At 58.4% G+C, this 22,423-nt stretch carries 21 protein-coding genes, 4 tRNA genes and 1 pseudogene; 7 read left to right on the forward strand and 19 right to left on the reverse strand.

The genetic code is table 11. From position 1 onward, the window contains the following. Positions 1 to 212: 212 nt before the first annotated feature. The 10 genes from AEQ63_RS12995 to AEQ63_RS13040 all read right to left on the reverse strand — a co-directional run bounded on the left by AEQ63_RS12995 (position 213) and on the right by AEQ63_RS13040 (position 9,608). Positions 213 to 2,084 (reverse strand): SurA N-terminal domain-containing protein, encoded by a 1,872-nt coding sequence (locus AEQ63_RS12995; protein ID WP_064363667.1) that lies wholly within the window; start codon positions 2,082 to 2,084, stop codon positions 213 to 215. Between the two features lie 227 nt (positions 2,085 to 2,311). After that, the gene (locus tag AEQ63_RS13000) at positions 2,312 to 2,584 is read right to left on the reverse strand and encodes an HU family DNA-binding protein (protein ID WP_003183171.1); all 273 of its coding nucleotides are present in this window, start codon (positions 2,582 to 2,584) and stop codon (positions 2,312 to 2,314) included. A 149-nt stretch (positions 2,585 to 2,733) separates the two neighbouring features. After that, positions 2,734 to 5,130 (reverse strand): endopeptidase La, encoded by a 2,397-nt coding sequence (gene lon, locus AEQ63_RS13005; protein WP_064363668.1) that lies wholly within the window; start codon positions 5,128 to 5,130, stop codon positions 2,734 to 2,736. A 163-nt stretch (positions 5,131 to 5,293) separates the two neighbouring features. Beyond that, complete coding sequence (gene clpX / locus AEQ63_RS13010) at positions 5,294 to 6,577, reverse strand: ATP-dependent Clp protease ATP-binding subunit ClpX (protein ID WP_007951558.1); 1,284 nt, start codon at positions 6,575 to 6,577, stop codon at positions 5,294 to 5,296. Positions 6,578 to 6,689: 112 nt separating this feature from the next. Further along, positions 6,690 to 7,325 (reverse strand): ATP-dependent Clp endopeptidase proteolytic subunit ClpP, encoded by a 636-nt coding sequence (gene clpP / locus AEQ63_RS13015; protein ID WP_016775336.1) that lies wholly within the window; start codon positions 7,323 to 7,325, stop codon positions 6,690 to 6,692. Positions 7,326 to 7,417: 92 nt separating this feature from the next. Further along, on the reverse strand, positions 7,418 to 8,728 hold the full coding sequence (gene tig, locus AEQ63_RS13020) for a trigger factor (protein ID WP_042609166.1): 1,311 nt from the start codon (positions 8,726 to 8,728) through the stop codon (positions 7,418 to 7,420). A 400-nt stretch (positions 8,729 to 9,128) separates the two neighbouring features. Beyond that, positions 9,129 to 9,204, reverse strand: a tRNA-His gene (locus AEQ63_RS13025). 77 nt (positions 9,205 to 9,281) lie between these two features. Beyond that, positions 9,282 to 9,366, reverse strand: a tRNA-Leu gene (locus AEQ63_RS13030). Positions 9,367 to 9,423: 57 nt separating this feature from the next. After that, a tRNA-His gene (locus AEQ63_RS13035) sits at positions 9,424 to 9,499 on the reverse strand. 32 nt (positions 9,500 to 9,531) lie between these two features. Then, positions 9,532 to 9,608 (reverse strand) — tRNA-Arg (locus tag AEQ63_RS13040). 275 nt (positions 9,609 to 9,883) lie between these two features. Between AEQ63_RS13040 and folD the strand changes: the two genes are divergently transcribed. Together folD and pbpG are read left to right on the forward strand one after the other, a co-directional pair. Further along, entirely contained in the window at positions 9,884 to 10,738 is an 855-nt protein-coding gene (gene folD, locus AEQ63_RS13045; protein WP_039763375.1) for a bifunctional methylenetetrahydrofolate dehydrogenase/methenyltetrahydrofolate cyclohydrolase FolD, read from the forward strand. A 231-nt stretch (positions 10,739 to 10,969) separates the two neighbouring features. Further along, positions 10,970 to 11,908: a D-alanyl-D-alanine endopeptidase gene (gene pbpG / locus AEQ63_RS13050; RefSeq protein WP_064363669.1), complete on the forward strand. Its 939-nt coding sequence runs from the start codon at positions 10,970 to 10,972 to the stop codon at positions 11,906 to 11,908. Between the two features lie 58 nt (positions 11,909 to 11,966). On the opposite strand, the gene AEQ63_RS13055 is transcribed toward pbpG, so the two are convergent. The 3 genes from AEQ63_RS13055 to AEQ63_RS13065 all read right to left on the reverse strand — a co-directional run bounded on the left by AEQ63_RS13055 (position 11,967) and on the right by AEQ63_RS13065 (position 13,208). Beyond that, positions 11,967 to 12,173: a hypothetical protein gene (locus AEQ63_RS13055; protein ID WP_042609164.1), complete on the reverse strand. Its 207-nt coding sequence runs from the start codon at positions 12,171 to 12,173 to the stop codon at positions 11,967 to 11,969. A 12-nt stretch (positions 12,174 to 12,185) separates the two neighbouring features. Beyond that, on the reverse strand, positions 12,186 to 12,392 hold the full coding sequence (locus AEQ63_RS13060; protein ID WP_042609163.1) for a DUF6021 family protein: 207 nt from the start codon (positions 12,390 to 12,392) through the stop codon (positions 12,186 to 12,188). 90 nt (positions 12,393 to 12,482) lie between these two features. After that, on the reverse strand, positions 12,483 to 13,208 hold the full coding sequence (locus AEQ63_RS13065; protein ID WP_177330597.1) for a peptidase C39 family protein: 726 nt from the start codon (positions 13,206 to 13,208) through the stop codon (positions 12,483 to 12,485). Between the two features lie 193 nt (positions 13,209 to 13,401). Between AEQ63_RS13065 and AEQ63_RS28785 the strand changes: the two genes are divergently transcribed. After that, positions 13,402 to 13,557, forward strand: coding sequence for a hypothetical protein (locus tag AEQ63_RS28785; protein WP_177330594.1), 156 nt, complete (start codon positions 13,402 to 13,404; stop codon positions 13,555 to 13,557). A gap of 245 nt (positions 13,558 to 13,802) precedes the next feature. Here AEQ63_RS28785 and AEQ63_RS13070 read toward each other — a convergent pair whose 3' ends face one another. Together AEQ63_RS13070 and AEQ63_RS13075 are read right to left on the reverse strand one after the other, a co-directional pair. After that, positions 13,803 to 14,552 carry a TerC family protein gene (locus AEQ63_RS13070; protein WP_042609161.1) on the reverse strand — a complete coding sequence of 250 codons (750 nt, stop codon included), beginning with the start codon at positions 14,550 to 14,552 and terminating at the stop codon, positions 13,803 to 13,805. 29 nt (positions 14,553 to 14,581) lie between these two features. Continuing rightward, a complete protein-coding gene (locus AEQ63_RS13075) occupies positions 14,582 to 14,824 on the reverse strand; it encodes a hypothetical protein (protein ID WP_064363671.1) in 243 nt (80 codons plus the stop codon). Positions 14,825 to 14,957: 133 nt separating this feature from the next. On the opposite strand from AEQ63_RS13075, the gene nhaR reads away from it, so the two are divergent. Beyond that, complete coding sequence (gene nhaR / locus AEQ63_RS13080) at positions 14,958 to 15,857, forward strand: transcriptional activator NhaR (RefSeq protein ID WP_042609159.1); 900 nt, start codon at positions 14,958 to 14,960, stop codon at positions 15,855 to 15,857. On the opposite strand, the gene AEQ63_RS13085 is transcribed toward nhaR, so the two are convergent. Beyond that, positions 15,852 to 17,009, reverse strand: a complete 1,158-nt coding sequence (locus tag AEQ63_RS13085) for an MFS transporter (RefSeq protein WP_042609158.1) — start codon at positions 17,007 to 17,009, stop codon at positions 15,852 to 15,854. The two genes, nhaR and AEQ63_RS13085, sit on opposite strands and share 6 nt — an antisense overlap. A 306-nt stretch (positions 17,010 to 17,315) precedes the next feature. Here AEQ63_RS13085 and sstT point away from each other — a divergent pair, with 306 nt between their 5' ends. Continuing rightward, the gene (gene sstT / locus AEQ63_RS13090; RefSeq protein ID WP_064363672.1) at positions 17,316 to 18,548 is read left to right on the forward strand and encodes a serine/threonine transporter SstT; all 1,233 of its coding nucleotides are present in this window, start codon (positions 17,316 to 17,318) and stop codon (positions 18,546 to 18,548) included. A gap of 238 nt (positions 18,549 to 18,786) precedes the next feature. Here the strand turns inward: sstT and AEQ63_RS13095 are convergent, their stop codons facing one another. Then, a complete protein-coding gene (locus AEQ63_RS13095) occupies positions 18,787 to 19,296 on the reverse strand; it encodes a DUF1993 domain-containing protein (RefSeq protein WP_016775348.1) in 510 nt (169 codons plus the stop codon). 125 nt (positions 19,297 to 19,421) lie between these two features. Between AEQ63_RS13095 and AEQ63_RS13100 the strand changes: the two genes are divergently transcribed. Further along, on the forward strand, positions 19,422 to 20,066 hold the full coding sequence (locus AEQ63_RS13100; protein ID WP_042609156.1) for a YceH family protein: 645 nt from the start codon (positions 19,422 to 19,424) through the stop codon (positions 20,064 to 20,066). A 129-nt stretch (positions 20,067 to 20,195) separates the two neighbouring features. Here the strand turns inward: AEQ63_RS13100 and AEQ63_RS13105 are convergent. Further along, positions 20,196 to 20,713, reverse strand: a pseudogene (locus AEQ63_RS13105) (cupin domain-containing protein). Positions 20,714 to 20,891: 178 nt separating this feature from the next. Next, the gene (locus AEQ63_RS13110) at positions 20,892 to 21,710 is read right to left on the reverse strand and encodes a shikimate 5-dehydrogenase (protein ID WP_064363673.1); all 819 of its coding nucleotides are present in this window, start codon (positions 21,708 to 21,710) and stop codon (positions 20,892 to 20,894) included. Between the two features lie 243 nt (positions 21,711 to 21,953). Here AEQ63_RS13110 and AEQ63_RS13115 point away from each other — a divergent pair, with 243 nt between their 5' ends. Beyond that, a complete protein-coding gene (locus tag AEQ63_RS13115; RefSeq protein WP_064363674.1) occupies positions 21,954 to 22,334 on the forward strand; it encodes a hypothetical protein in 381 nt (126 codons plus the stop codon). Positions 22,335 to 22,423 lie beyond the last annotated feature (89 nt).

Consider the following 22,423-nt stretch of genomic DNA (forward strand, 5'->3'; position numbering starts at 1 on the left):
TCGACGGCCACACTACCCAGAACTGTCGCGCATGCCGGGGACAGTGTACATCTGAAGAAACAGGTCGGCCGCCAAGCCGCCTTCGCGAGCAGGCTCGCTCCCACAGAACCAACCCCCCGAGCGCACGACCGGCCCAAAACCCGCCAGGCCCAAAAACGAAAAAGCCCCGACCAACCAGGCCGGGGCTTCCTCAATCCACCTCAGGCAAAAGATCAGAACCGCTCGATCTTCGCCTCAGCTTCCAACTGCTTGCGATAAGCCGCAAAGTCCTGCTGCCCCTCGCGGGAAGCGAGGAAGCGACGATATTGCGCCTTCTCCTCATCCGTCGGCGCAGCCGCTTCATTGACGCCATTCAGACGCACGATCATCAGACTACCGTCCGGCAACGTAACGCTGGTGAACGTCGGCTTGTCCTTGGCAGCCGGCTTCGGCATCCGGAACAACGCCTGCAGCACAGCCGGATCGACCCCTTCCTGACCACGGGTGGCCGCTTCAGTGGTTTTCCAGTTCTGACCGTCAACCGCCTTGTCCAGCGGCGCCTTGCCGTCACGCAGATCAGCAATCAGCTTCTCGGCACGGGTCTTGGCCTCGGCACTGGCGTGCTCCTTGGTCAACTGAGTGCGGATCGCCGCGCTCACGCTTTCCAGGGGCAATTGCGCAGGCTTCAGGTGTTCCTTGGCACGCAGCACGATCACCGTTTCCGGGTCCAGTTCGATGGCGGTGCTGTTGGCACCTTCATCAATCACTTCGGGGCTGAACGCGGCAGTGACCACGGCACGGTTGGCCGCAACACCTTCGCCACCTTCACGGCCAAACGGCTTGGAGGTGTGTACGGTCAGTTTCAGGTCCGCTGCTGGCTGGGCCAGGTCAGAGGCTTCGAACGCCGAGTCTTCCAGCTGCTTGGTCGCCTCAACGAAACGCTGCTCGACCTGAGCGGCTTTCAGCTCGCGGGTCAGCTTGTCTTTCAAGCTAGCGAGGGTCGGCACTTCAGGCGCTTCCACGCCCAGCAGCTTGATCAGGTGGAAACCGAAATCAGTACGGATCGGCTCCGACACCTGGTCTTTCGACAAGGAGTACAGGGCTTTTTCGAAAGCCGGGTCGTAAACGCCAGGACCGGCATAACCGAGGTCACCACCATTGTTGGCAGAACCCGGATCCTGCGAGAACTCCTTGGCCAGTGCTTCGAACTTCTCGCCCTTGGCCAGACGCGCCTGGACTTCCTCGATCTTCGCTTTGGCCTGCGCTTCGGTGGTCTTGTCGTTCACTTCAATGAGGATGTGAGCGGCACGACGCTGTTCCGAAAGGTTGGCGATTTCTTTCTGATACGCCGCCTCAAGGTCTTCATCATTGACCGCGACCTGATCGAAGAACGACGACTTCTTCAGCTCGACGTAATCGATGATCACCTGATCCGGCGTCATGAATTCCTTGGCGTGCTCGTCGTAGTAAGCCTTGACCTCGTCGTCGGTCAGCTTGACCGCAGCCGGGTCGGCCTTGACGTTCAGAGTAGCGAAATCGCGGGTCTGTTTTTCCAGACGGGCGAATGCCAGCACTTCGGCGTCGGTGACGAAACCGCTGCCGGCAACGCCTGCGCGCAACTGGCCGATCAGCATTTCCTGAGCCAGCATCTGGCGGAACTGCATGCGGCTGTAACCCAGTTGGCGGATTACCTGGTCAAAACGCTCGGAGCTGAACTTGCCATCGACCTGGAATTCAGGCGTCTGCAGGATCACCTGATCCAGCGCGGCTTCGGAGAAAGAGAACTTCGCCTGTTCGGCGCCTTGCAGCAGCAGCTTGCGGTCGATCAGGCCTTTGAGAGCCGATTCGCGCAGCATTTTTTCGTCGAGCAAGGAAGCATCGAAATCCTTGCCCAGCTGTTGCATCAGCTGACGGCGTTGCATGTCAACGGCCTGGCTCAGCTCGTTCTGGCTGATTTCGTCACCGTTGACCTTGGCCGCCTCGTTCTTGTGAGTCGTGGCCTGGAAAATGGCGTCGAAACCGGTCAGGGCCATCAGTGCAACGATGACCCCGATAATGGTCTTGGCAATCCAGCCTTGTGAATTGTCCCTGATATTCTGCAGCATGCGTCCCCCAGAAACGGTTGAACTTCAATTTAGGCAACCGTGGAGCGTGGGTAGAATCCGGATAGAAGAAAGGCGCATCCGAGGATGCGCCTTCTCGTAACTGGCGGAGCGGACAGGGCTCGAACCCTCGATCCCGGCGTTACAGGTGCCTGTTCCAGCCACCTGCTCTACCGCTCCGCTGCCAAGTCAGGCTTGACCCCGACCCGGATGGGTAAAAACCTGAAAACTCAGTTAACAGCTTCTTTCAGTGCTTTACCGGCTTTGAAACCTGGCTTCTTGGCAGCCGGGATTTCCAGAGTCTTGCCGGTTTGCGGGTTGCGACCGGTACGAGCCGGACGGTCAGTCACGGAGAAAGTACCGAAACCAACCAGAACAACGGAGTCGCCAGCCTTCAGAGCGCCAGTGACGGATTCGATTACAGCGTCCAGCGCACGGCCAGCAGCAGCTTTCGGGATATCAGCGGATGCAGCGATAGCATCAATCAGTTCCGACTTGTTCACTCTAAGTCCCCTTATATCTATTTTGAGATGTTTCTAAGTTTTTTGGTGAAAGCAAAAACGAGTGCTGAATGGCCTACAGACACTTAAGAGCCGCTTTATAACAAGGGCTCTAAAAAGCTGTCAAGGAAAGCCCCCCAGGCTAAAACGTATTAATGCGTGCTAATTCTTTCCTTGGCATCAGACTCGCGTTTTTCGTCCTTGGCAACTATCTCTGGAGCCACATCCGGCAAGGGCTCCGGCGCGTATTGCAGCGCAATTTGCAGGACCTCGTCAATCCATTTAACCGGTTTGATCTGCAGATCCTGCTTGATATTGTCAGGAATCTCCTTCAGATCGCGGACGTTTTCTTCCGGAATAATCACAATCTTGATTCCGCCGCGATGCGCCGCCAGCAGTTTTTCTTTCAGACCGCCAATCGCCAGCACCTGCCCACGCAAGGTGATCTCACCGGTCATGGCGACGTCGGCGCGCACCGGAATACCGGTCAATGCCGAGACCAGCGCCGTGCACATACCGACGCCAGCGCTAGGACCGTCTTTCGGCGTCGCCCCTTCCGGCATGTGAATGTGGGTGTCGCGCTTCTCGTGGAAGTCCAGTGGAATCCCCAAGCTCTTGGCGCGGCTGCGGACCACGGTCTGCGCGGCAGTGATCGATTCGACCATTACATCACCGAGCGAACCGGTCTTGATCAGCTGGCCTTTGCCCGGAATCACAGCGGCTTCGATCGTCAGCAATTCGCCGCCAACCTGAGTCCATGCCAGGCCAGTCACCTGCCCCACCTGATCCTGTTGCTCGGCCAAACCGTAGCGGAATTTACGCACGCCCAGGAAGTGCTCAAGCAGATCAGCTGTCACTTTTACCGAGAAACGTTTTTCCAGCGCATGCTCTTTGACCGCCTTGCGGCAGACCTTGGCAATCTGCCGCTCAAGGCCACGCACACCCGCTTCACGAGTGTAATAACGGATGATGTCGCGGATCGCTTCCTCGTCGAACTCCAGCTCGCCCTTCTTCAGACCATTGGCGGCGATCTGTTTTGGCGACAGGTATTTCACGGCAATGTTGATCTTCTCGTCTTCGGTGTAACCCGGCAGACGGATGACTTCCATCCGGTCCAGCAGCGCTGGCGGGATGTTCATCGAGTTCGAGGTGCACAGGAACATCACATCGGACAGGTCGTAGTCGACTTCCAGATAGTGATCGTTGAAGTTGTGGTTTTGCTCGGGATCAAGCACTTCCAGCAACGCAGACGCCGGGTCGCCACGCATGTCGCTGCCCATCTTGTCGATTTCATCGAGCAGGAACAGCGGGTTACGAACGCCCACTTTTGTCATTTTTTGAATCAATCTTCCAGGCATCGAACCGATGTAGGTGCGGCGATGGCCACGAATTTCCGCTTCATCGCGCACACCGCCCAGGGCCATGCGCACGAATTTGCGATTGGTGGCGTGGGCAATCGACTCCGCCAGCGAGGTTTTACCCACACCTGGAGGACCGACCAGGCACAACACCGGGCCACGGATTTTCTTCACGCGCTTTTGCACGGCGAGGTATTCAAGGATGCGTTCCTTGACCTCTTCAAGACCGTAGTGATCGGCGTCGAGAATGTCTTCAGCACGGGCCAGATCGAGGCGTACCTTGCTCTGCGCCTTCCACGGCACCTGCACCAGCCAGTCGATGTACGAGCGCACCACGGTGGCTTCAGCCGACATCGGCGACATTTGCTTGAGCTTGTTCAGCTCGGCGTTGGCTTTGGCCAGTGCGTCTTTCGGCAGGCCGGCAGCATCGATGCGCTTTTTCAGCTCTTCGATTTCGTTGTGGCCTTCGTCACCATCGCCGAGCTCTTTCTGAATGGCCTTCATCTGCTCATTCAGGTAGTACTCGCGCTGGCTGCGCTCCATTTGCTTTTTGACGCGACCGCGAATGCGTTTCTCAACCTGCAGCAGGTCGATTTCGGCGTCCAGCAGCGCCAGCACGTGCTCGACACGGGCCGACAGATCGATGATCTCGAGGATTTCCTGCTTCTGCTCGATTTTCAGCGCCATGTGCGCGGCCATGGTGTCGACCAGGCGACCCGGCTCATCGATGCTGTTGAGGGATGACAGGACTTCAGCCGGGACCTTCTTGCCCAGCTGCACATATTGTTCGAACTGCGACAGCAACGTGCGCACGAAGACTTCCGACTCGCGCTCGGCGGCATCGACTTCTTCGATCAAAGAGACTTCGGCGCGGCAGTGGCCATCGACTTCGCTGAAGCGTTCGACGGTACCACGCTGCTCGCCTTCGACCAGAACCTTGACCGTGCCATCAGGCAGCTTCAGCAGCTGCAGAACGGTAGCAATCGTACCTACGCGATAGAGAGCGTCTTCACCGGGATCATCGTCAGCCGGGTTTCGCTGGGCCAGCAGCAGAATCTGCTTGTCACCCGTCATCGCGGCCTCGAGGGCTTCGATGGATTTCTCGCGCCCCACGAACAGCGGGATAACCATGTGCGGATAAACCACGACATCACGCAATGGCAGGAGAGGCAATTCGATGGTTGTCTTCATGATTTCGCCTCTACGGCGGCCATATGGCCGTAATCAGATGGAATTGAGCTTGAAACCAAGATGGGGGCTGCCTCGAAAAAAAACAAGCGTAAAGCGGAGGTAAAAAACGACTTAAAAAAAAAGAGGCCCGAAGGCCCCTTCTTTGTTGCGGCGCGGTGGACGCTTACGCGTCCGGCGCTGCCTTGGCCGCCGGCTCACTGTTTTCGTAGATATACAGTGGCTTGGACTTGCCTTCGATCACGCTTTCATCGATCACGACCTTGCTCACCTCGGACTGCGAGGGGATCTCATACATCGTGTCGAGCAGCACACCTTCGAGAATCGAACGCAGGCCACGAGCACCGGTTTTACGTTCCAGGGCACGCTTGGCGACCGATTTCAGCGCGTCGGAACGGAATTCCAGGTCCACGCCTTCCATCTCGAACAGCTTGGCATACTGTTTGGTCAGAGCATTTTTCGGCTCGGTGAGGATCTGCATCAGCGCAGCCTCGTCGAGCTCGTCCAGTGTCGCCAGGACAGGCAGACGACCGACGAATTCCGGGATCAGACCGAACTTGACCAGATCGTCAGGCTCGACTTCACGCAGGGATTCACCGACTTTCTTGCCTTCTTCCTTGCTGCGCACTTCGGCGTTAAAGCCGATGCCGCCTTTGGTGGAACGGTTCTGAATGACCTTTTCCAGGCCTGAGAACGCACCACCGCAGATGAACAGGATGTTACGGGTGTCGACCTGCAGGAACTCCTGCTGCGGATGCTTGCGGCCACCTTGCGGCGGTACCGAGGCGACCGTGCCTTCGATCAACTTGAGCAAGGCCTGCTGCACGCCTTCACCGGAAACATCACGGGTGATCGACGGGTTGTCGGACTTGCGGGAAATCTTGTCGATTTCGTCGATGTAGACAATACCCATCTGGGCTTTCTCTACGTCGTAATCGCACTTCTGCAGCAGCTTCTGAATGATGTTCTCGACATCTTCACCCACGTAACCGGCCTCGGTGAGGGTGGTTGCGTCGGCGATGGTGAACGGAACGTTCAGCAAGCGGGCCAGCGTTTCGGCCAGCAGGGTTTTACCAGAGCCTGTCGGGCCGATCAGCAGGATGTTGCTCTTGCCGAGTTCGACGTCGTCAGCCTTTTTGTCACGCTGGTTCAGGCGCTTGTAGTGGTTGTACACCGCTACGGCCAAAACCTTTTTCGCACGCTCCTGACCAATGACGTACTGGTCAAGGATGCCGCTGATTTCTTTAGGCGAAGGCAATTTATGCGCGCTGCTTTCGGCCTGTGCTTCCTGCACCTCCTCGCGGATGATGTCATTGCACAGGTCGACGCACTCGTCGCAGATAAAGACCGAGGGGCCGGCAATCAATTTGCGCACTTCATGCTGGCTTTTGCCACAGAAGGAGCAATAGAGCAGCTTGCCGTTGTCCTCGCCGTTGCGGGTGTCAGTCATTCGTTCGATCCAAATCCGATAGGCTTGCAACACAAGATGAAGGCTATTGCGGGCTTTTTCAAGCCCGCCGCTGATCGGACATGCCGATCAGGCCTGTTTTGCGCTGCTTATATTAAGCTGGACGCTGGTTGATCACTTCATCGATCAGGCCGTATTCCTTCGCAGCTTCGGCACTCATGAAGTTGTCGCGATTGGTGTCGCGCTCGATTTCTTCCAGAGTACGGCCGCTGTGCTTGGCCATCAGCATGTTCAGACGCTCGCGGATGAAGAGGATTTCCTTGGCGTGGATTTCGATGTCCGACGCCTGGCCCTGGAAACCACCCAGTGGCTGGTGAATCATCACGCGCGAGTTCGGCAGGCAGAAACGCTTGCCCGGAGCACCTGCGGTGAGCAGGAATGCGCCCATGCTGCAGGCCTGACCGATGCAGGTGGTCGATACGTTCGGCTTGATGAACTGCATGGTGTCGTAGATCGACATGCCTGCAGTCACCGAACCGCCCGGCGAGTTGATGTACAGATGGATGTCCTTGTCCGGGTTTTCCGCTTCAAGGAACAGCAGTTGCGCACAGATCAGGTTGGCCATGTAGTCCTCTACCGGGCCCACCAGAAAGATCACTCGCTCCTTGAGCAGGCGCGAGTAGATGTCGTAGGCGCGTTCGCCACGAGCGGACTGCTCGACAACCATCGGGACCAGGCCGCCGGCGGCCTGGATATCAGAGTTCTGCTGAATATAAGAATTACGGAACATGCTCTGCAGTCGCTCCCAAATAGTTATGTCTTGAATACGCATAAGCCAGCTCGAGAGCTGGCTTATGGTGTGCACTTCTAACGCAAAATCAATCAGTCGGCTGCTGGAGCTTCTACCGGCTTGACTGCTTCTTCGTAGGAGACCGATTTGTCGGTCACACTAGCTTTCTGCAGAACAGTATCCACAACTTGTTCTTCCAGCACAACCGAACGCACTTCGTTCAGTTGCTGCTCGTTTTTGTAGTACCACGACACGACCTGCTCTGGCTCCTGGTAAGCGGAAGCCATTTCCTGAATCATTTCGCGAACGCGAGCTTCGTCAGGCTTCAGATCGAACTGCTTGACCACTTCAGCGACGATCAGGCCCAGCACGACGCGACGCTTGGCTTGCTCTTCGAACAGCTCGGCCGGCAGTTGGTCTGGCTTGATGTTGCCACCGAACTGCTGAACAGCCTGCACGCGCAGACGGTCAACTTCGTTGGACAGCAGGGCCTTTGGCACTTCGATCGGGTTGGTGGCCAGCAGACCGTCCATGACCTGATTCTTGACCTTGGACTTGATCGCCTGACGCAGTTCACGCTCCATGTTCTTGCGAACTTCGGTGCGGAAACCGTCGATGCCGCTTTCCTTGATGCCGAATTGAGCGAAGAACTCTTCGTTCAGCTCAGGCAGCTTAGGCTCGGACACAGTGTTGACGGTCACGGTGAACTCGGCCGCTTTGCCAGCGAGGTCGAGGTTCTGATAGTCCTCAGGGAAGGTCAGGTTCAGAACGCGCTCTTCACCAGCTTTAGCGCCGACCAGGCCTTCTTCGAAGCCCGGGATCATGCGGCCGGAACCCAGTACCAGCTGAGTGCCCTTGGCGGAACCGCCAGCGAACACTTCGCCGTCGACCTTGCCAACGAAATCGATGTTCAACTGGTCTTCGTTCTGGGCGGCACGATCGGCCACTTCAAAACGGGTGTTCTGCTTGCGCAGGATGTCCAGCATCTTGTCCAGGTCAGCGTCAGCCACTTCAGCGCTCAGACGCTCAACGGTGATGCCTTCGAAACCGGCAACGGTGAACTCAGGGAACACTTCGAATACGGCCACGTATTCCAGGTCCTTGCCCGCTTCGAGGGATTTTGGCTCGATCGAAGGCGAACCGGCTGGGTTCAGCTTCTGCTCGACCACAGCTTCGTAGAACGAAGACTGGATCACGTCGCCTACCGCTTCCTGGCGCGCGTCAGCACCGAAACGGCGCTTGATTTCGCTCATTGGCACTTTGCCTGGACGGAAGCCAGCAATTTTGGCCTTTTGGGCAGTCTGCTGCAGACGCTTGTTGACCTGAGTCTCGATGCGCTCTGCCGGCACGGTGACGCTCATGCGGCGCTCGAGAGCAGTAGTATTTTCAACAGAAACTTGCATGGATATTCCTCGTTGCACAGACGTTAGCCGGCCGTTTCCGACCCCAGAATCAAGGGCATGCATTCTAGTGGGTCAAACTCAAGAAGTCACCCTACTGGAAACGGGTAAAAAAACAGCAGGCAATTTATAGGGAGCGCCGCACGAATGCCGCGCACTCCACAGGCGAATACAAGCGATCACTTCAGGGCTCCGCATCAACCCTTCTATATATAGAAGGACAATCAATTGGCCCTGACAGCTATACCGGCAATGACCGGAACAGCGAGCAGCTCAGCCCCATCGGAACCTGTAAATTCGATGAAGTGCCCTGCCCTGCGACCTGAATCCGGCCATAACCGGATTTCAGAACCACTAAAACAAAAAAGGCGCCAGACTGTTAAATCTGGCGCCTTTCGAAATATGGGGTGGACGATGGGGATCGAACCCACGACAACGGGAGTCACAATCCCGTGCTCTACCAACTGAGCTACGCCCACCATATTGCGTAACAAAAAAGCCAAACAACTTCTTTGTCGAAACCTCATCAGGCCCGAAGCACAAATGAAGCTTTATTTGGTGCGGATGAAGAGACTCGAACTCTTACGCCTCGCGGCGCTGGAACCTAAATCCAGTGTGTCTACCAATTCCACCACATCCGCGGATGAAGCTTTTAAAGCAAAGGCGCCAGACCGTTAAATCTGGCGCCTTTCGAAATATGGGGTGGACGATGGGGATCGAACCCACGACAACGGGAGTCACAATCCCGTGCTCTACCAACTGAGCTACGCCCACCATATCGCGTTACTTGTGCCAAAGCTGCCTAATGGCGCACCCGGCAGGACTCGAACCTGCGACCATCCGCTTAGAAGGCGGATGCTCTATCCAGCTGAGCTACGGGCGCCTTGTTAATCTGTACTCTTAAAGGACTACAAACTAAGTGCTTTCCAGTGTCGCAGAACCTTGATTCCGCTTCACCTTCTTAACCAGTGCTAGGCTGTGCCCGACAAGTGCGACGAATAGTATAGAGGGCTCCAAAGGTCGTCAAATCCTTTTTGAAAAAAATTCATTTAATTAAAGGAGTTAGCGGAATTTGCTGACCAAGCGCCTTTGCCCTCACCGCTCGACATGCGAGAATGCGTTCTCATTTTTTCCCCTCTCGATGGTTAATCACGCGCAATGACTGCACAACTAATCGACGGCAAATCGATCGCCGCCAGCCTGCGCCAGCAGATCGCCCAACGAGTTGCCGAGCGTCGCCAGCAAGGCCTGCGCACCCCCGGCCTCGCGGTGATCCTGGTCGGCAGCGATCCTGCCTCTCAGGTTTATGTCTCGCACAAGCGTAAAGACTGTGAAGAGGTTGGCTTCCTCTCTCAAGCCTACGACCTGCCCTCCGACACCACTCAGGACGCCCTGACCGATCTGATCGATCGTCTCAATGACGACCCGGCCATCGACGGCGTTCTCTTGCAACTGCCTCTGCCCGAGCACCTCGATGCGTCCAAATTGCTGGAGCGCATCCGCCCGGACAAAGACGTCGACGGTTTCCACCCCTACAACGTCGGTCGTCTGGCCCAGCGCATTCCGCTGCTGCGCCCGTGCACCCCGAAAGGCATCATGACCCTGCTCGAAAGCACCGGTGCTGACCTTTATGGGATGGACGCCGTGGTCGTCGGCGCCTCCAATATTGTCGGTCGCCCGATGGCCATGGAACTGCTGCTGGCCGGCTGCACCGTCACCGTGACCCATCGCTTCACCAAGGATCTGGCCGGTCACGTCGGCCGAGCCGATCTGGTGGTCGTTGCCGCCGGCAAGCCGGGCCTGGTCAAGGGCGAGTGGATCAAGGAAGGCGCGATCGTCATCGACGTCGGCATCAACCGTCAGGACGACGGCAAGCTGGTCGGTGACGTCGTCTACGAAACCGCCCTGCCCCGCGCCGGCTGGATCACCCCGGTACCGGGTGGCGTCGGCCCGATGACTCGCGCCTGCCTGCTGGAAAACACCCTGTACGCGGCAGAAACCCTGCACGCCTGACCGGTTTTTTTCCACCGTATCGGAACCCCGCCTTGTGCGGGGTTTTTCATGCCTGAGAAAAAACTTCAACCGTTCGCCGGAAACCGCTCTTTTTACAGGCCTTTTCACGAGATTTTCAGGTCTCTCAAACAACCATCGACAGTTCTTCAGCCATACTCCTAAAATGCGCCGGTTTTAAGAAATAACCCGTTACAAACTAACGGAATATCCAACCCTTATGAGTTCGCCCGCGTGAAAATTCGTCTCTCGATTCTGAGCCTGTTTTTTGCTTTCACAGGCACATTCATCACGCCAACGATCAACGCTGCGGAAACCACCGCTGTCCCGCGCGACGCCTCGACCCTGAAGATCGCGTCCGGCAGCGCCCTGCTCATGGATATGCAGACCAATAAAGTCATTTATTCCAGCAACCCTGACGTGATCGTGCCGATCGCCTCTGTCAGCAAGCTGATGACTGGCCTGGTGGTGGTAGAAGCTCGACAGAACATGGACGAATGGATCGATGTCGATATCAGGAACACGCCGGAAATGAAGGGTGTGTTCTCCCGGGTCAAACTCAAGAGTGAGCTGCCGCGCCGCGAGATGCTGCTGATCGCTTTGATGTCTTCGGAAAACCGTGCTGCCGCCAGCCTTGCGCATCACTACCCGGGCGGCTATGCAGCTTTTATTGCGGCGATGAACGCCAAGGCCAAGGCGCTGGGCATGACCAGCACACACTTCGTCGAGCCGACCGGCCTGTCGGAACGCAACGTTTCCACTGCCCGCGACCTGAGCAAATTGCTGGTGGCTGCGCACAAGCAGCCGTTACTCGTGCAGTTGACCACCACCAAGGAAAAAACCGTGGCGTTCCGCAAGCCCAACTACACCCTGGGCTTTCGCAATACCGATCATCTGGTCAACAAGGCCGATTGGGACATCAAGATCACCAAGACCGGCTTCACCAATCCGGCCGGCCATTGCCTGGTGCTGGTGACGAAGATGGGCAATCGCCCGGTCGCCCTGGTAATTCTCGATGCGTTTGGCAAGTACACGCATTTTGCCGATGCCAGCCGTATCCGCAGCTGGGTGGAGACCGGGCGCAGCGCGAATGTTCCTGCGGTAGCCCAGCAATACAAGGCCGACAAAAACCTCAAGAGTCGTCAGAGTGGCGTGGTCGAAGCGGCAAAGTAGATCCCGCGAACATGAAAAAGCCCCGAGTCTTCGGGGCTTTTTTTCGCCTGCTGCTTTTTCAGTCGTTGGGCAGCGGCATCTTGTCGTCATCGGGGATGCCATCGCCCGAGCTCGGCTCTGGCGAAACGTCGGGCGTCAGCACATTGGGCCGCGCCAGTGGATCGCGCATCGGACTGCCCGGATCCAGCACCGGATCAACGTCTGGCTCTGGCGTGGTCGGGACGCTGTCAGGTTTGTGATCGTCGAAGCTTGAATCGGTACTCATACGCACCTCGCATCAAGGTTTCAGATCGGCCATCGGATCGTAGGGCTTGGCCGGTTTCTTCGGATCTTCACCAGGCTCGACATCCAGCGGCGCCTTGGCCGGACCGACCGGATCGACTTGCGGATCGTCAAGGTCCGGCGAATCCGGATCGAATCCCAGATCATCACCCGAGGAGTGATCGGACGAATGCGGGCCTTTCGGGGTTGAGGAATCTGCCATGTTGCCTCCTTGATTCACCCGCGAAGCACGGGTACTGATCTTCAGAGGCCTGCCGGCCGCAGTCGTGCCCGGCAGATGACGAACGGAGCCTTACTGCGCCGCCAGAGCTTTTCTCGCTTGCGCCGCGGCGTTTTCTTCACCAGCCTGCGCCAGCTCATCGGCGGCCTTCAACCAACGGGCACGGTCTACAGCGGCGGGGATCTGCGACGGTTTCTGGATCAGGATCGCCCAGCCACCGGACTTGTCGAACGCCGACTCGAAGCTGCCAAAATCCATCAATTGCCGACGATTCATGCCGGCGCGCAGCAGCACCTTCTGCTTATTGCGGTCGTAGCCGGAGAGGATCGCGTAACGCGGTTCAGCCCAAAAGGCCGAACCCTCGCTGAAGCGCACCATCACCGGATAACCTGCCGCAACCTGAGTCAACAAGGCTGGCAGCTTGCTGTCGAGCGGATAGACCACCAAGCCATATTCGCGGGCGAGGTTCTGCATGTTTTGCTGCAGCTTGTCTTCAGCGCCCGGCAAGTTCAGCGGTTTTTCCAGAAGTCCCGGAGTGATCACGATGCCTTGTTGCGACAGCAGACTGGCCAGCACCTGTGGCCCGCTCTGATTGGCTTCGCCGCGATAAAAAGTGCCACTGAGTTCAACCCGCTCCGGCAAGCGTTTGACTTCCGGCACCACATTGCCTGCGCATCCGCTCAGCGCCGCTAGGCAAGCGCCGATAAGCAACCCCCCACGCATTCGAGAAAATACCTGCACCATCTTCACTCTCTTCACAGACGCCGGACATCGTGTTCCGGCAACGCCAGCGATCATAGAGCCGCACCTGCTCGCGGTATAGCCTTAAACCGCAGACCCCGCGATTACATAGAGCAAAGTGATTGGTCACTAACGACCTTTGGTCAATAGCTTGAAACACCCCATTGACTAGACTGTCACTGAAATAGAGCGAATTGCGAAAAGCGAGCGCCCGACGCAGGGCGAAGAGGAGGCACCAATGAGCCTGACCATGACCATCGTGATGTTGATAGCCGGCTGGCTGGCCGTGGCGACTGCCACGTTGTGGGGCGTGTTGCGGATTTCCCGGCGGCATCATCACCCGGTGCAGACGCCAACGGTTGAGAAGACAGAGAAGCATTCCGTACGGCACGTTGCCGCGCACTGAAGATCAAGAGCCCCTCACCCTAGCCCTCTCCCGGAGGGAGAGGGAACTGACCGGGTTGTTCTTTTGAATTACGCCGACGTCAATCATCGAGCCGAACACAGGATTTGAAGAGCCCCTCACCCCAGCCCTCTCCCTCGGGAGAGGGCTGGGGTGAGGGGGCTCGCTCTCAAACACAACGCCAATATCAAAGCGAAAAAAAACCGCCTGGACTCAACCAGCCCAAGCGGTTTTTTTGTTGTCAGCCATTACGCCTGCTGAGCAACCTTCTTCTGCTTCGCCCGGCGCGACATCATGTTCAACACCTCGATACCGGCCGAGAACGCCATGGCCGCATACACATAACCTTTCGGTACATGGGCGCCGAAGCCTTCAGCGATCAGCGTCATGCCGATCATGATCAGGAAGCCCAGCGCCAGCATGACCACGGTCGGGTTGTCGTTGATGAACTTGGCCAGCGGATCAGCCGCGAGCAGCATCACCAGTACCGACACCACCACCGCGATGATCATGATCGGCAAGTGTTCGGTCATGCCGACAGCGGTAATGATGCTGTCGATCGAGAACACCATATCCAGCATGAGGATCTGGCCGATGGCCGCGGCGAAGCCCAGGGTCACGGTCGACGTCGCGGTCTTTGGATCTTCCGGCGCCGGGTCCATGCTGTGATGGATCTCGGTCGTGGCTTTCCAGACCAGGAACAGGCCACCGGCGATGAGGATCATGTCCTTCCAGGAGAACGCATGGCCGAGGATTTCGATCACCGGCTCGGTCAACTGAACGATGAAGGCGATGGTGCTCAACAGTGCCAGACGCAGGATCAGGGCCATGCCGATACCGATACGGCGCGCCTTTTGCCGGTGCTGCTCGGGCAATTTGTTGGTGAGGATCGAGATAAAGATCAGGTTATCGATGCCGAGCACGATTTCCATCACCACCAATGTGGCCAAAGCAACCCAGGCGGTCGGGCTGGCGGCGAGTTCTAACAGATATTCCATGGGTCAGTCCTGACTCTGTGTAAGACGGTTCAGATGGTCTTGGAGGAAGATTCGGATTCTTCCGTTTGTTTTTCCGGCGTTTCTTTTTTCTGGATCAAGCCACCGGTGGCATCGCTGAGCGCTTGCTCGGCGGCCTTGTGGGTATCGTCGATCGCTTGCTTGGCGGTCTCGGCCGCAGCGCCCATCAATTGCTGCGCGCTTTTTTCCGCCTGATCACAACCGGCCAGAACCAGTAAAGACGCAAACATCACTGCGGGAAATGTGTATTTCATAAGGTTTCCTTCGAATGAACAGACAGGCGCACACACCGGCCGTCGATGGCTGGGCATTCTAGGGAGATGAACAGTTCAGGAAAATTCGTATTTTTAGCGGCTATACTTCGGTTTTCACGAAGTGGCGATCGATATGCTCAACTACCGACAACTGCATTACTTCTGGGTCGTGGCTAAAACCGGCAGCATCGTCCGCGCCTGCGAGCAGCTCAATCTGACGCCGCAGACCATCAGCGGGCAGATTTCCCTGCTCGAACAAACCTATAACGTGGAACTGTTTCGTCGCGTTGGCCGGCAGCTGGAGCTCACCGAAGCCGGGCGCCAGGCCCTGCCCTACGCCGAGCAGATGTTTCAGTTGGGCGGCGAGCTGGAGCTGATGCTGCGCGCGCAACCCAACGAGCAGCAGATCCTGTTCCGGGTTGGCGTCGCCGATGTGGTGCCAAAATCCATTGTCTATCGCCTGATCGCACCGACCATGGAGCTGAGCGAGCCGCTGCGCATCACCTGTCGCGAGGACAAACTCGAACGCCTGCTCGCGGATCTGGCCATTCAACGTCTGGATCTGGTGATTTCCGACAGCCCGATGCCCTCGCATCTGGACATCAAGGGCTACAGCCAGAAGCTCGGTGAATGCGGTATCAGTTTTTTCGCCACCGCCGAACTCGCCGCACAGTATGGCCAGGACTTCCCGCGCAGCCTGCACGGCGCGCCGCTGTTGATTCCCGGAGCCGAAACCGTGGTGCGCAGCCGCTTGCAGCGCTGGTTCGCCGAACAGCAGATCCAGCCGCAGATAGTCGGCGAGTTCGATGACAGTGCTTTGATGCAGGCCTTCGGCCAATCCGGCAGCGGGATCTTTATCGGCCCGAGCGTTATTGCCGAGGAAGTGAAGCGTCAGTACGGCGTCGAACTGATTGGCCAGACCGATGCGGTGAGCGAGTCGTTCTACGCCATTTCGGTGGAGCGCAAGGTCAAGCACCCTGGCATCGTTGCGATTACCGAGGGTGCCCGACGCGAGCTGTTTACCGGATTATGAAGCGCAGGCTTCACGCGGCTTCAGCGTCATCAGCACCATGGCGAGGAACACCGACAGCAGGATGAAGCCGGCAGCGGCAAAGCCGAGAAAGCCCAGACCGGCACTGTCGATCACCCGACCGCCGACCATCGCGCCCAGGCCGATACCGAGATTGGCCCCGGCGATGTTCAGCGATGCGGCAAACGCAGGCGCTTGCGGCGCGGCTTTCATCAGGCGCACATGGCTGACCAGGAACAGCGCCGCCTGGGTTACGCCCCAGATGCCCATCGCCACTGCCAGGCCAACGGGCGAATGAATGTTCGGCACCAGCGAGACCATGCCAGCGATCATGAACGCGCAGAACAACACCGACGCTCCCAGCGGATGCCGATCCACCGCACGTCCACCGAGCGAGTTACCAATCAGCCCCACCGCGCCAAAGGCCATCAGGCACCAGCCGACTACGGTGCCGTTGAACCCGGCAAGGCGCTCGAGGATGTCGGCGAGGTAGGTGTAGGCGGTAAACATGCCGCTGAACACCAGAATCGACAACACGATATGGCCGATCATCAACGGACTGCGCAGGATCTTGAATTGCGAACGGAAGCTGACCTGATGCTGGTGCAGACTGGTTTTCGGCAGGTAGACAAACAGCAGCAAGGCTTTGGCAAACGCGATCAGCGCGAGAATGCCGAATGCGCTGCGCCAGCCGAACGCGTCGGAAATCAGCGTGCCGACCGGAATGCCGAACACCGTGGCGCAGACAATACCGAAGCCGATCTTGGCAATCGCCCGACCGGCGAAATCCGGGCCGACGATGTCCACCGCCGTCTCGCTGGCCAGCGCCCAGAACACCGGCAAGCCCAGCGCCGGAATCAAGCGCGCGATGGCCATCACCCAGATGTTCGGCGCCAAAGCTGCAACTGTGTTGGCCAGGCCGAACATGATCAGGATGCTGATGAACAGTCTGCGCCGTTCGAAACGGGCGAAATAAGCGGTCAGGAACGGGCCGAACAGCGCCACGGTAAAGGCGAACAACGTCACCAACAGCCCGGCTTGCGGGATGGTGACTTCGAGGTCTCGGGCTATCGCCGGCAGCAGGCCGACAATGACGAATTCCGTGGTCAGCACCGTGAACCCGGCGGCGGACAACAGAAGAATAGGCAACAGCATGCGCAACTCCAGCAAAACGACGACGCCAGCGATGACCCGGAGGCCCGCTGGCAGAACTAGAAAATGAGGATGGCGAATCTTAACAGACTGTGTCTGCACTGAGTTGCCCAAAACTGCCGATCTGCCCGGTTGATGCGGTGGCAGATCGTCACAGGCTGAAGGTTGGCGCCTGCGCTGTGATAAAGTCCGCGCCCTGAAAATCGTACAGCTGATCAACGTGCCGTTTGGCGGCGTTGATGTCACTTCGACAGGCGTTTCGTGACTGCCCACGACGCTTCGCACCCTATAAAAAACAGAGATGCCGTCATGACCGCTTCATCCCCTTCTCTTTTGCAACGCCTGAAAAACCTCAGTCTGGTCAGCCAGATTGTCATCGGCCTGATCGCCGGCATCGCCCTGGCTCTGTTCGCCCCGGAAGCGGCGAAGTCCACCACGTTCATTGGCAAAGTGTTTGTCTCGGCGTTGAAAGCCGTGGCGCCGATTCTGGTGTTCGTGCTGGTGATGGCTTCGATCGCCAACCACAAGCATGGCCAGGAAACACACATCCGGCCGATCCTGTTCCTCTACCTGCTGGGCACGTTCGCCGCGGCGGTGGTGGCCGTGGTTGTCAGCATGAGCTTCCCGTCGACCCTGGTACTGTCCACGGACAACGTTACGGTCACCGCGCCTGGCGGCATCACCGAGGTCCTGCAAAGCCTGTTGCTGAGTGTTGTCGACAACCCGGTCAGCGCGCTGATGAATGCCAACTTCATCGGCATTCTCGCCTGGGCGATCGGCATGGGCATCGCCATTCGCCACGCCGGCGATACCACCCGCGAAGTGCTCGATGATCTGTCCAACGGCGTGACCCTGATCGTGCGCGTAGTGATTCGCTTCGCGCCGCTGGGCATCTTTGGCCTGGTGGCGTCGACGCTGGCCACTTCCGGTTTCGGCGCGCTGCTCGGCTATGCGCATCTGCTGGCCGTGCTGCTGGGCTGCATGCTGTTCGTTGCGCTGGTGATGAACCCGCTGATCGTGTTCTGGAAGCTGCGCCGCAACCCGTACCCACTGACCCTGATGTGCCTGCGCGAAAGCGGCATCACCGCATTTTTCACCCGCAGCTCGGCGGCGAACATTCCGGTCAATCTGGAGTTGAGCAAGCGCCTGGGCCTGCACGAAGACACCTACTCGGTATCGATCCCGCTTGGCGCCACCATCAACATGGCGGGCGCGGCAATCACCATCACCGTGCTGACCCTGGCGGCCGTGCACACCTTGGGCATCGCCGTGGACATCCCGACCGCGATCCTGCTCAGCGTCGTCGCAGCAATCTGCGCCTGTGGCGCTTCGGGTGTGGCCGGTGGTTCGCTGCTGCTGATTCCGCTGGCGTGCAGCCTGTTCGGCATCCCGAGCGAGATCGCCATGCAGGTCGTGGCGGTAGGCTTCATTATTGGCGTGCTGCAGGATTCGGCGGAAACCGCGCTCAACTCGTCGACCGATGTGCTGTTTACCGCAGCGGCTTGCCTCGGTGAGGAAGAGAAGGCTCAGCGCACGGCGTAATTTCTCGCGCAACGAAAAGCCCGCCTTGGTGTGAACCTTGGCGGGCTTTTTTGTGGCTGGAATCTACCCCCTCACCCCAACCCTCTCCCCCAAGGGGGCGAGGGGGAAAGGGAGCCGATCTGTGTCGTTTTCATACCTGAGTTCGGCTTGATAGCTCACGTCAGCTTATCTCGGGCAAACACCACGGTCAGTCCCCTCTCCCTCCGGGAGAGGGTTAGGGTGAGGGGCTCTTGCAGGCTTAGAACGCGCCCATGTAGTCACGCTTGCCCACTTCAACGCCGTTATGACGCAGCAGCGCATAAGTGGTGGTGACGTGGAAGAAGAACTGCGGCAAGCCGTAAGTCAGCAAATACGCCTGACCACTGAAGCGCTTCTCTTTCGGCGTGCCCGGACGGGTCACGATTTCGATGCCTTCCTTGCCGTCGATCTGCTCTGGCTTGATCTCGCCGATGAAGGCCAGAACCTTGGCAATCAGCGCTTGCAGCTCGGCGAAGGTGGTTTCGGTGTCGTCGTACTTCGGCAATTCGACCTCAGCCAGACGCGCCGACACGCCTTTGGCGAAATCCACAGCGATCTGCACCTGACGCACCAGCGGGAACATGTCCGGGTACAACCGCGCTTGCAGGAAGACGCTCTGGTCGATGTTTTTCGCGCTGGCGTGGGCTTCAGCCTTTTTCAGCACATCGCTCAGGGCGTTGAGCATTTGTTGAAAAACCGGGACGGATGCGGCGTACAGTGAAATGGTCATGGCAATCTCATGTGATGGCTGGGTAATACGTGGTGGCGATTATAGCCATGCTTGATGACCGCACGGCTTGCCTTTTGTTTGGCAAGGATTAGGCTAGGCGGCTTCGACTGCAGAGGGAACGCGCGATGAGCAACGAACAAGAATCCACCGCCGAACAGCCACGGCTCAATGCCACGGAAATCCGCATCCTCGGTGCGCTGATCGAAAAGCAGGCCACCAGCCCGGAAACCTATCCGCTGACCCTCAACGCCCTGGTGCTGGCCTGCAATCAGAAAACCAGCCGCGAACCGGTAATGAACCTCAATCAGGGTCAGGTTGGTCAGAGCCTGCGGGCGCTGGAAGGTCGCGGCTTCACCAGACTGGTCATGGGCAGCCGCGCCGACCGCTGGGAGCACAAGGTCGACAAGGCGCTGGAACTGGTGCCGGCACAGGTGATTCTGACGGGTTTGATGTTTCTGCGCGGTCCGCAGACCGTCAATGAACTGCTGACCCGCAGCGGGCGCATGCATGAGTTCGAAGATAGCGAACAGGTCGTGCATCAGCTTGAGCGATTGATCGCTCGTGGACTGGCGGTGTTGATTCCGCGTCAGTCCGGGCAGCGCGAGGATCGCTACACCCATGCGCTGGGCGATCCGGCGGATATCGAGGCGATATTGGCGGCGCGGCACAATCCCGGGGAGCGTTCGAGCGGTGGCGTTTCGCTGGAGCGCATCGAAGAACTGGAAGCGCGGATTGCAGCGCTGGAAGAACGCCTGGCCCGTCTCGAATAACCAACACAGGGCCATTGTAGGAGCGAGCCTGCTCGCGAAAGCGTAGTGTCAGTCACCACTGATCTTGAATGACCCGCCGCCTTCGCGAGCAGGCTCGCTCCCACAGGAGACATCTGCAAATTTCAGATTTTATTCGCCATCCCAATAATCCACCCATCCGCCTGCCGCGCGACAGCGACAAACCCCGAGGCATTGCCCTCGGCATCCACCGCGAAGTTATCCATCACCGCGTACTTGTTCGAATCCGGATACTCGCAAATCTCAGGCTGCTGCTGAGTGCTCACCGCCAGATAACGCAGTTCGCCCGCGCCGGTATTGATGATCTGATGGGCGTTCTCCGGCCCGCCCGCTGGGCAGGCGATCACATCACCGGCGCGGATCGGAAAACGCTCGCCTCCCAACCGCACCTCGCCCTCCCCGGCCACCACGTAGAACATTTCCTCATTGACCCGATGGCTGTGGAACGGACTGCCGCGCATGCCCGGCGGCAGCGCATACAGGCGATAACCGAGCTTCTGCGCACCCAGTTGCTGACCTATCCGCGCGATACGCTGCTGATAACGCTCGGCGGTTTCGCCTTCGGGGGCGAGGGCTTCGGGCAGGGGCTCGAGTTCGACCTCGTTGAGGTTGAGGATGGGGGGATGCATGGGTGGCCTCGGTTATGGTTTTTGTGGTGGGCGAGTGTTGTTTCTGAAGTGTAGGGGTCTCATGTGAATCCGTGGCGAGGCTATCGCGAGCAGGCTCACTCCTACAGATTGAACGCATTCCAACTGTAGGAGTGACCCTGCTCGCGATGAGGCCAGACCAGCCCACTACAAAAATCACTCAGCTACGGGCAAATTCCACCGCCGCCGCAAACTGCGCCTCATTCGGCCGCACCCCGGTGTACAGCACGAACTGCTCCAGCGCCTGGATCGCAATCACTTCCAGCCCGGTGATCACCCGCTTGCCTTCGGCCCGCGCCCGCACGATCAGCGGCGTTTCCGAAGGGATCGCCACTACATCGAACACGGTCTCGGCCGCCTGGATCACCTCAGGCTCGAACGCCAGTAGCCCCGCCTCCGGCCCGCCGTCCATGCCCACCGGCGTGACGTTGATCAGCATCTGCGGGCGCTCGTCGCCCAACTCGGCCTGCCAGCGATAACCCAGCGAATCTGCCAAAGCACGTCCGGCCCGCTCGTTGCGGGCGACGATCAAACCGTTCCTGTAGCCGCCATCGCGCAGGGCGCTGGCCACCGCTTTGGCCATGCCGCCGCTGCCGCGCAGGGCGAAGGTCGAATCTTTCGGCACCGCGTGGCTTTCCAGCAACTGCGCGACGGCGATGTAATCGGTGTTATAGGCCTTGAGGTGGCCGTCGGTGTTGACGATGGTATTGATCGACTGGATCGCCGCTGCCGAGGCATCCAGCTCATCGACCAGGGCAATGCAGGCTTCCTTGAACGGCATCGACACGCCGCAGCCACGAATACCCAGTGCCCGGATGCCACCGACTGCGCCGGTCAGGTCCTGGCTGCTGAATGCCTTGTAGTAGAAATTCAGGCCCAACTGTTCATACAAATGGTTGTGAAAACGCAGACCGAAATTCCCCGGCCGCCCGGACAGGGACATGCACAATTGGGTGTCTTTGTTCGGGTTCATCTGCATGAAACTTCTCCTTCAAACGCACTTTCGGATGGACGGGTTTGGCCAGCCCACCGGGTTCTGAATCATCATTGCGGCTTGTTCGAGGCGCCGCGCTGCCGAGTAAAAAAGCCGCTACAGACCTTACACAAAATTTACCCAGCGGCTGTGCTGAATTTCGCAAATTTGCTGTCTTAGCTGTATCCCCGCGACAACTGTGGGCCTGGTTCAGGCCCAGCCGCCGGGTCGAAGAACCGAGGACTTATCATGATTCGTAAACTTCCCATCATGGCTTTGTTGATTGGCGCACTCGCCGTCACCGGTCAGGCTGAAGCGGGTGGTGGCCATGGCTGGCAGGGCCCTGCAGTGTTTGGCGCGATCGTCGGCTCGGCCATCATCGGCTCGGCACTGATCAACCAGGATCGGCCGTTGTACGTGCAGCAACAGCCGGTTTATGTTCAGCCGCAACCGGTCTACGTGCAGCAACCGCCGCCACCGGTCTACTACCAACCGGCACCGGTGTATGTGCAGCAACCGGTTTACGTGCAGCCGGCCCCTGTTTACTACGGCCCGCCTCGCGGTTATTACGGTCGGCCCCATGGCTACTATGGCGGCCCGCATGGTTACTACGGCGGTCCACGCTGGTAAGCGCAACACAGAGCCCCGCTTTCGAGCGGGGCTTTTTTATGACCGCTGGTCGGCGAAGGTCCGAAAAAATCTCGCCGAGGTCGTTGTGA

Source organism: Pseudomonas sp. RIT-PI-o (assembly GCF_001297215.1).
Taxonomy (GTDB): Bacteria; Pseudomonadota; Gammaproteobacteria; order Pseudomonadales; family Pseudomonadaceae; genus Aquipseudomonas; species Aquipseudomonas moraviensis_A.

Excerpts from the sequence above, each read along its gene's own strand:
- nhaR (WP_042609159.1), top strand. The coding sequence starts at position 14,958 with ATGCTCAACTACCGACAACTGCATTACTTCTGGGTCGTGGCTAAAACC.
- AEQ63_RS13070 (WP_042609161.1), bottom strand. The coding sequence starts at position 14,552 with ATGGAATATCTGTTAGAACTCGCCGCCAGCCCGACCGCCTGGGTTGCT.
- AEQ63_RS28785 (WP_177330594.1), top strand. The coding sequence starts at position 13,402 with ATGACCATCGTGATGTTGATAGCCGGCTGGCTGGCCGTGGCGACTGCC.
- tig (WP_042609166.1), bottom strand. The coding sequence starts at position 8,728 with ATGCAAGTTTCTGTTGAAAATACTACTGCTCTCGAGCGCCGCATGAGC.
- AEQ63_RS13095 (WP_016775348.1), bottom strand. The coding sequence starts at position 19,296 with ATGACCATTTCACTGTACGCCGCATCCGTCCCGGTTTTTCAACAAATG.
- clpX (WP_007951558.1), bottom strand. The coding sequence starts at position 6,577 with ATGACTGACACCCGCAACGGCGAGGACAACGGCAAGCTGCTCTATTGC.
- AEQ63_RS12995 (WP_064363667.1), bottom strand. The coding sequence starts at position 2,084 with ATGCTGCAGAATATCAGGGACAATTCACAAGGCTGGATTGCCAAGACC.
- AEQ63_RS13110 (WP_064363673.1), bottom strand. The coding sequence starts at position 21,710 with ATGCAGATGAACCCGAACAAAGACACCCAATTGTGCATGTCCCTGTCC.
- AEQ63_RS13065 (WP_177330597.1), bottom strand. The coding sequence starts at position 13,208 with ATGATCGCTGGCGTTGCCGGAACACGATGTCCGGCGTCTGTGAAGAGA.
- AEQ63_RS13085 (WP_042609158.1), bottom strand. The coding sequence starts at position 17,009 with ATGCTGTTGCCTATTCTTCTGTTGTCCGCCGCCGGGTTCACGGTGCTG.
- AEQ63_RS13115 (WP_064363674.1), top strand. The coding sequence starts at position 21,954 with ATGATTCGTAAACTTCCCATCATGGCTTTGTTGATTGGCGCACTCGCC.
- AEQ63_RS13055 (WP_042609164.1), bottom strand. The coding sequence starts at position 12,173 with ATGAGTACCGATTCAAGCTTCGACGATCACAAACCTGACAGCGTCCCG.
- AEQ63_RS13075 (WP_064363671.1), bottom strand. The coding sequence starts at position 14,824 with ATGAAATACACATTTCCCGCAGTGATGTTTGCGTCTTTACTGGTTCTG.
- AEQ63_RS13060 (WP_042609163.1), bottom strand. The coding sequence starts at position 12,392 with ATGGCAGATTCCTCAACCCCGAAAGGCCCGCATTCGTCCGATCACTCC.
- lon (WP_064363668.1), bottom strand. The coding sequence starts at position 5,130 with ATGAAGACAACCATCGAATTGCCTCTCCTGCCATTGCGTGATGTCGTG.
- sstT (WP_064363672.1), top strand. The coding sequence starts at position 17,316 with ATGACCGCTTCATCCCCTTCTCTTTTGCAACGCCTGAAAAACCTCAGT.
- clpP (WP_016775336.1), bottom strand. The coding sequence starts at position 7,325 with ATGTTCCGTAATTCTTATATTCAGCAGAACTCTGATATCCAGGCCGCC.
- folD (WP_039763375.1), top strand. The coding sequence starts at position 9,884 with ATGACTGCACAACTAATCGACGGCAAATCGATCGCCGCCAGCCTGCGC.
- AEQ63_RS13100 (WP_042609156.1), top strand. The coding sequence starts at position 19,422 with ATGAGCAACGAACAAGAATCCACCGCCGAACAGCCACGGCTCAATGCC.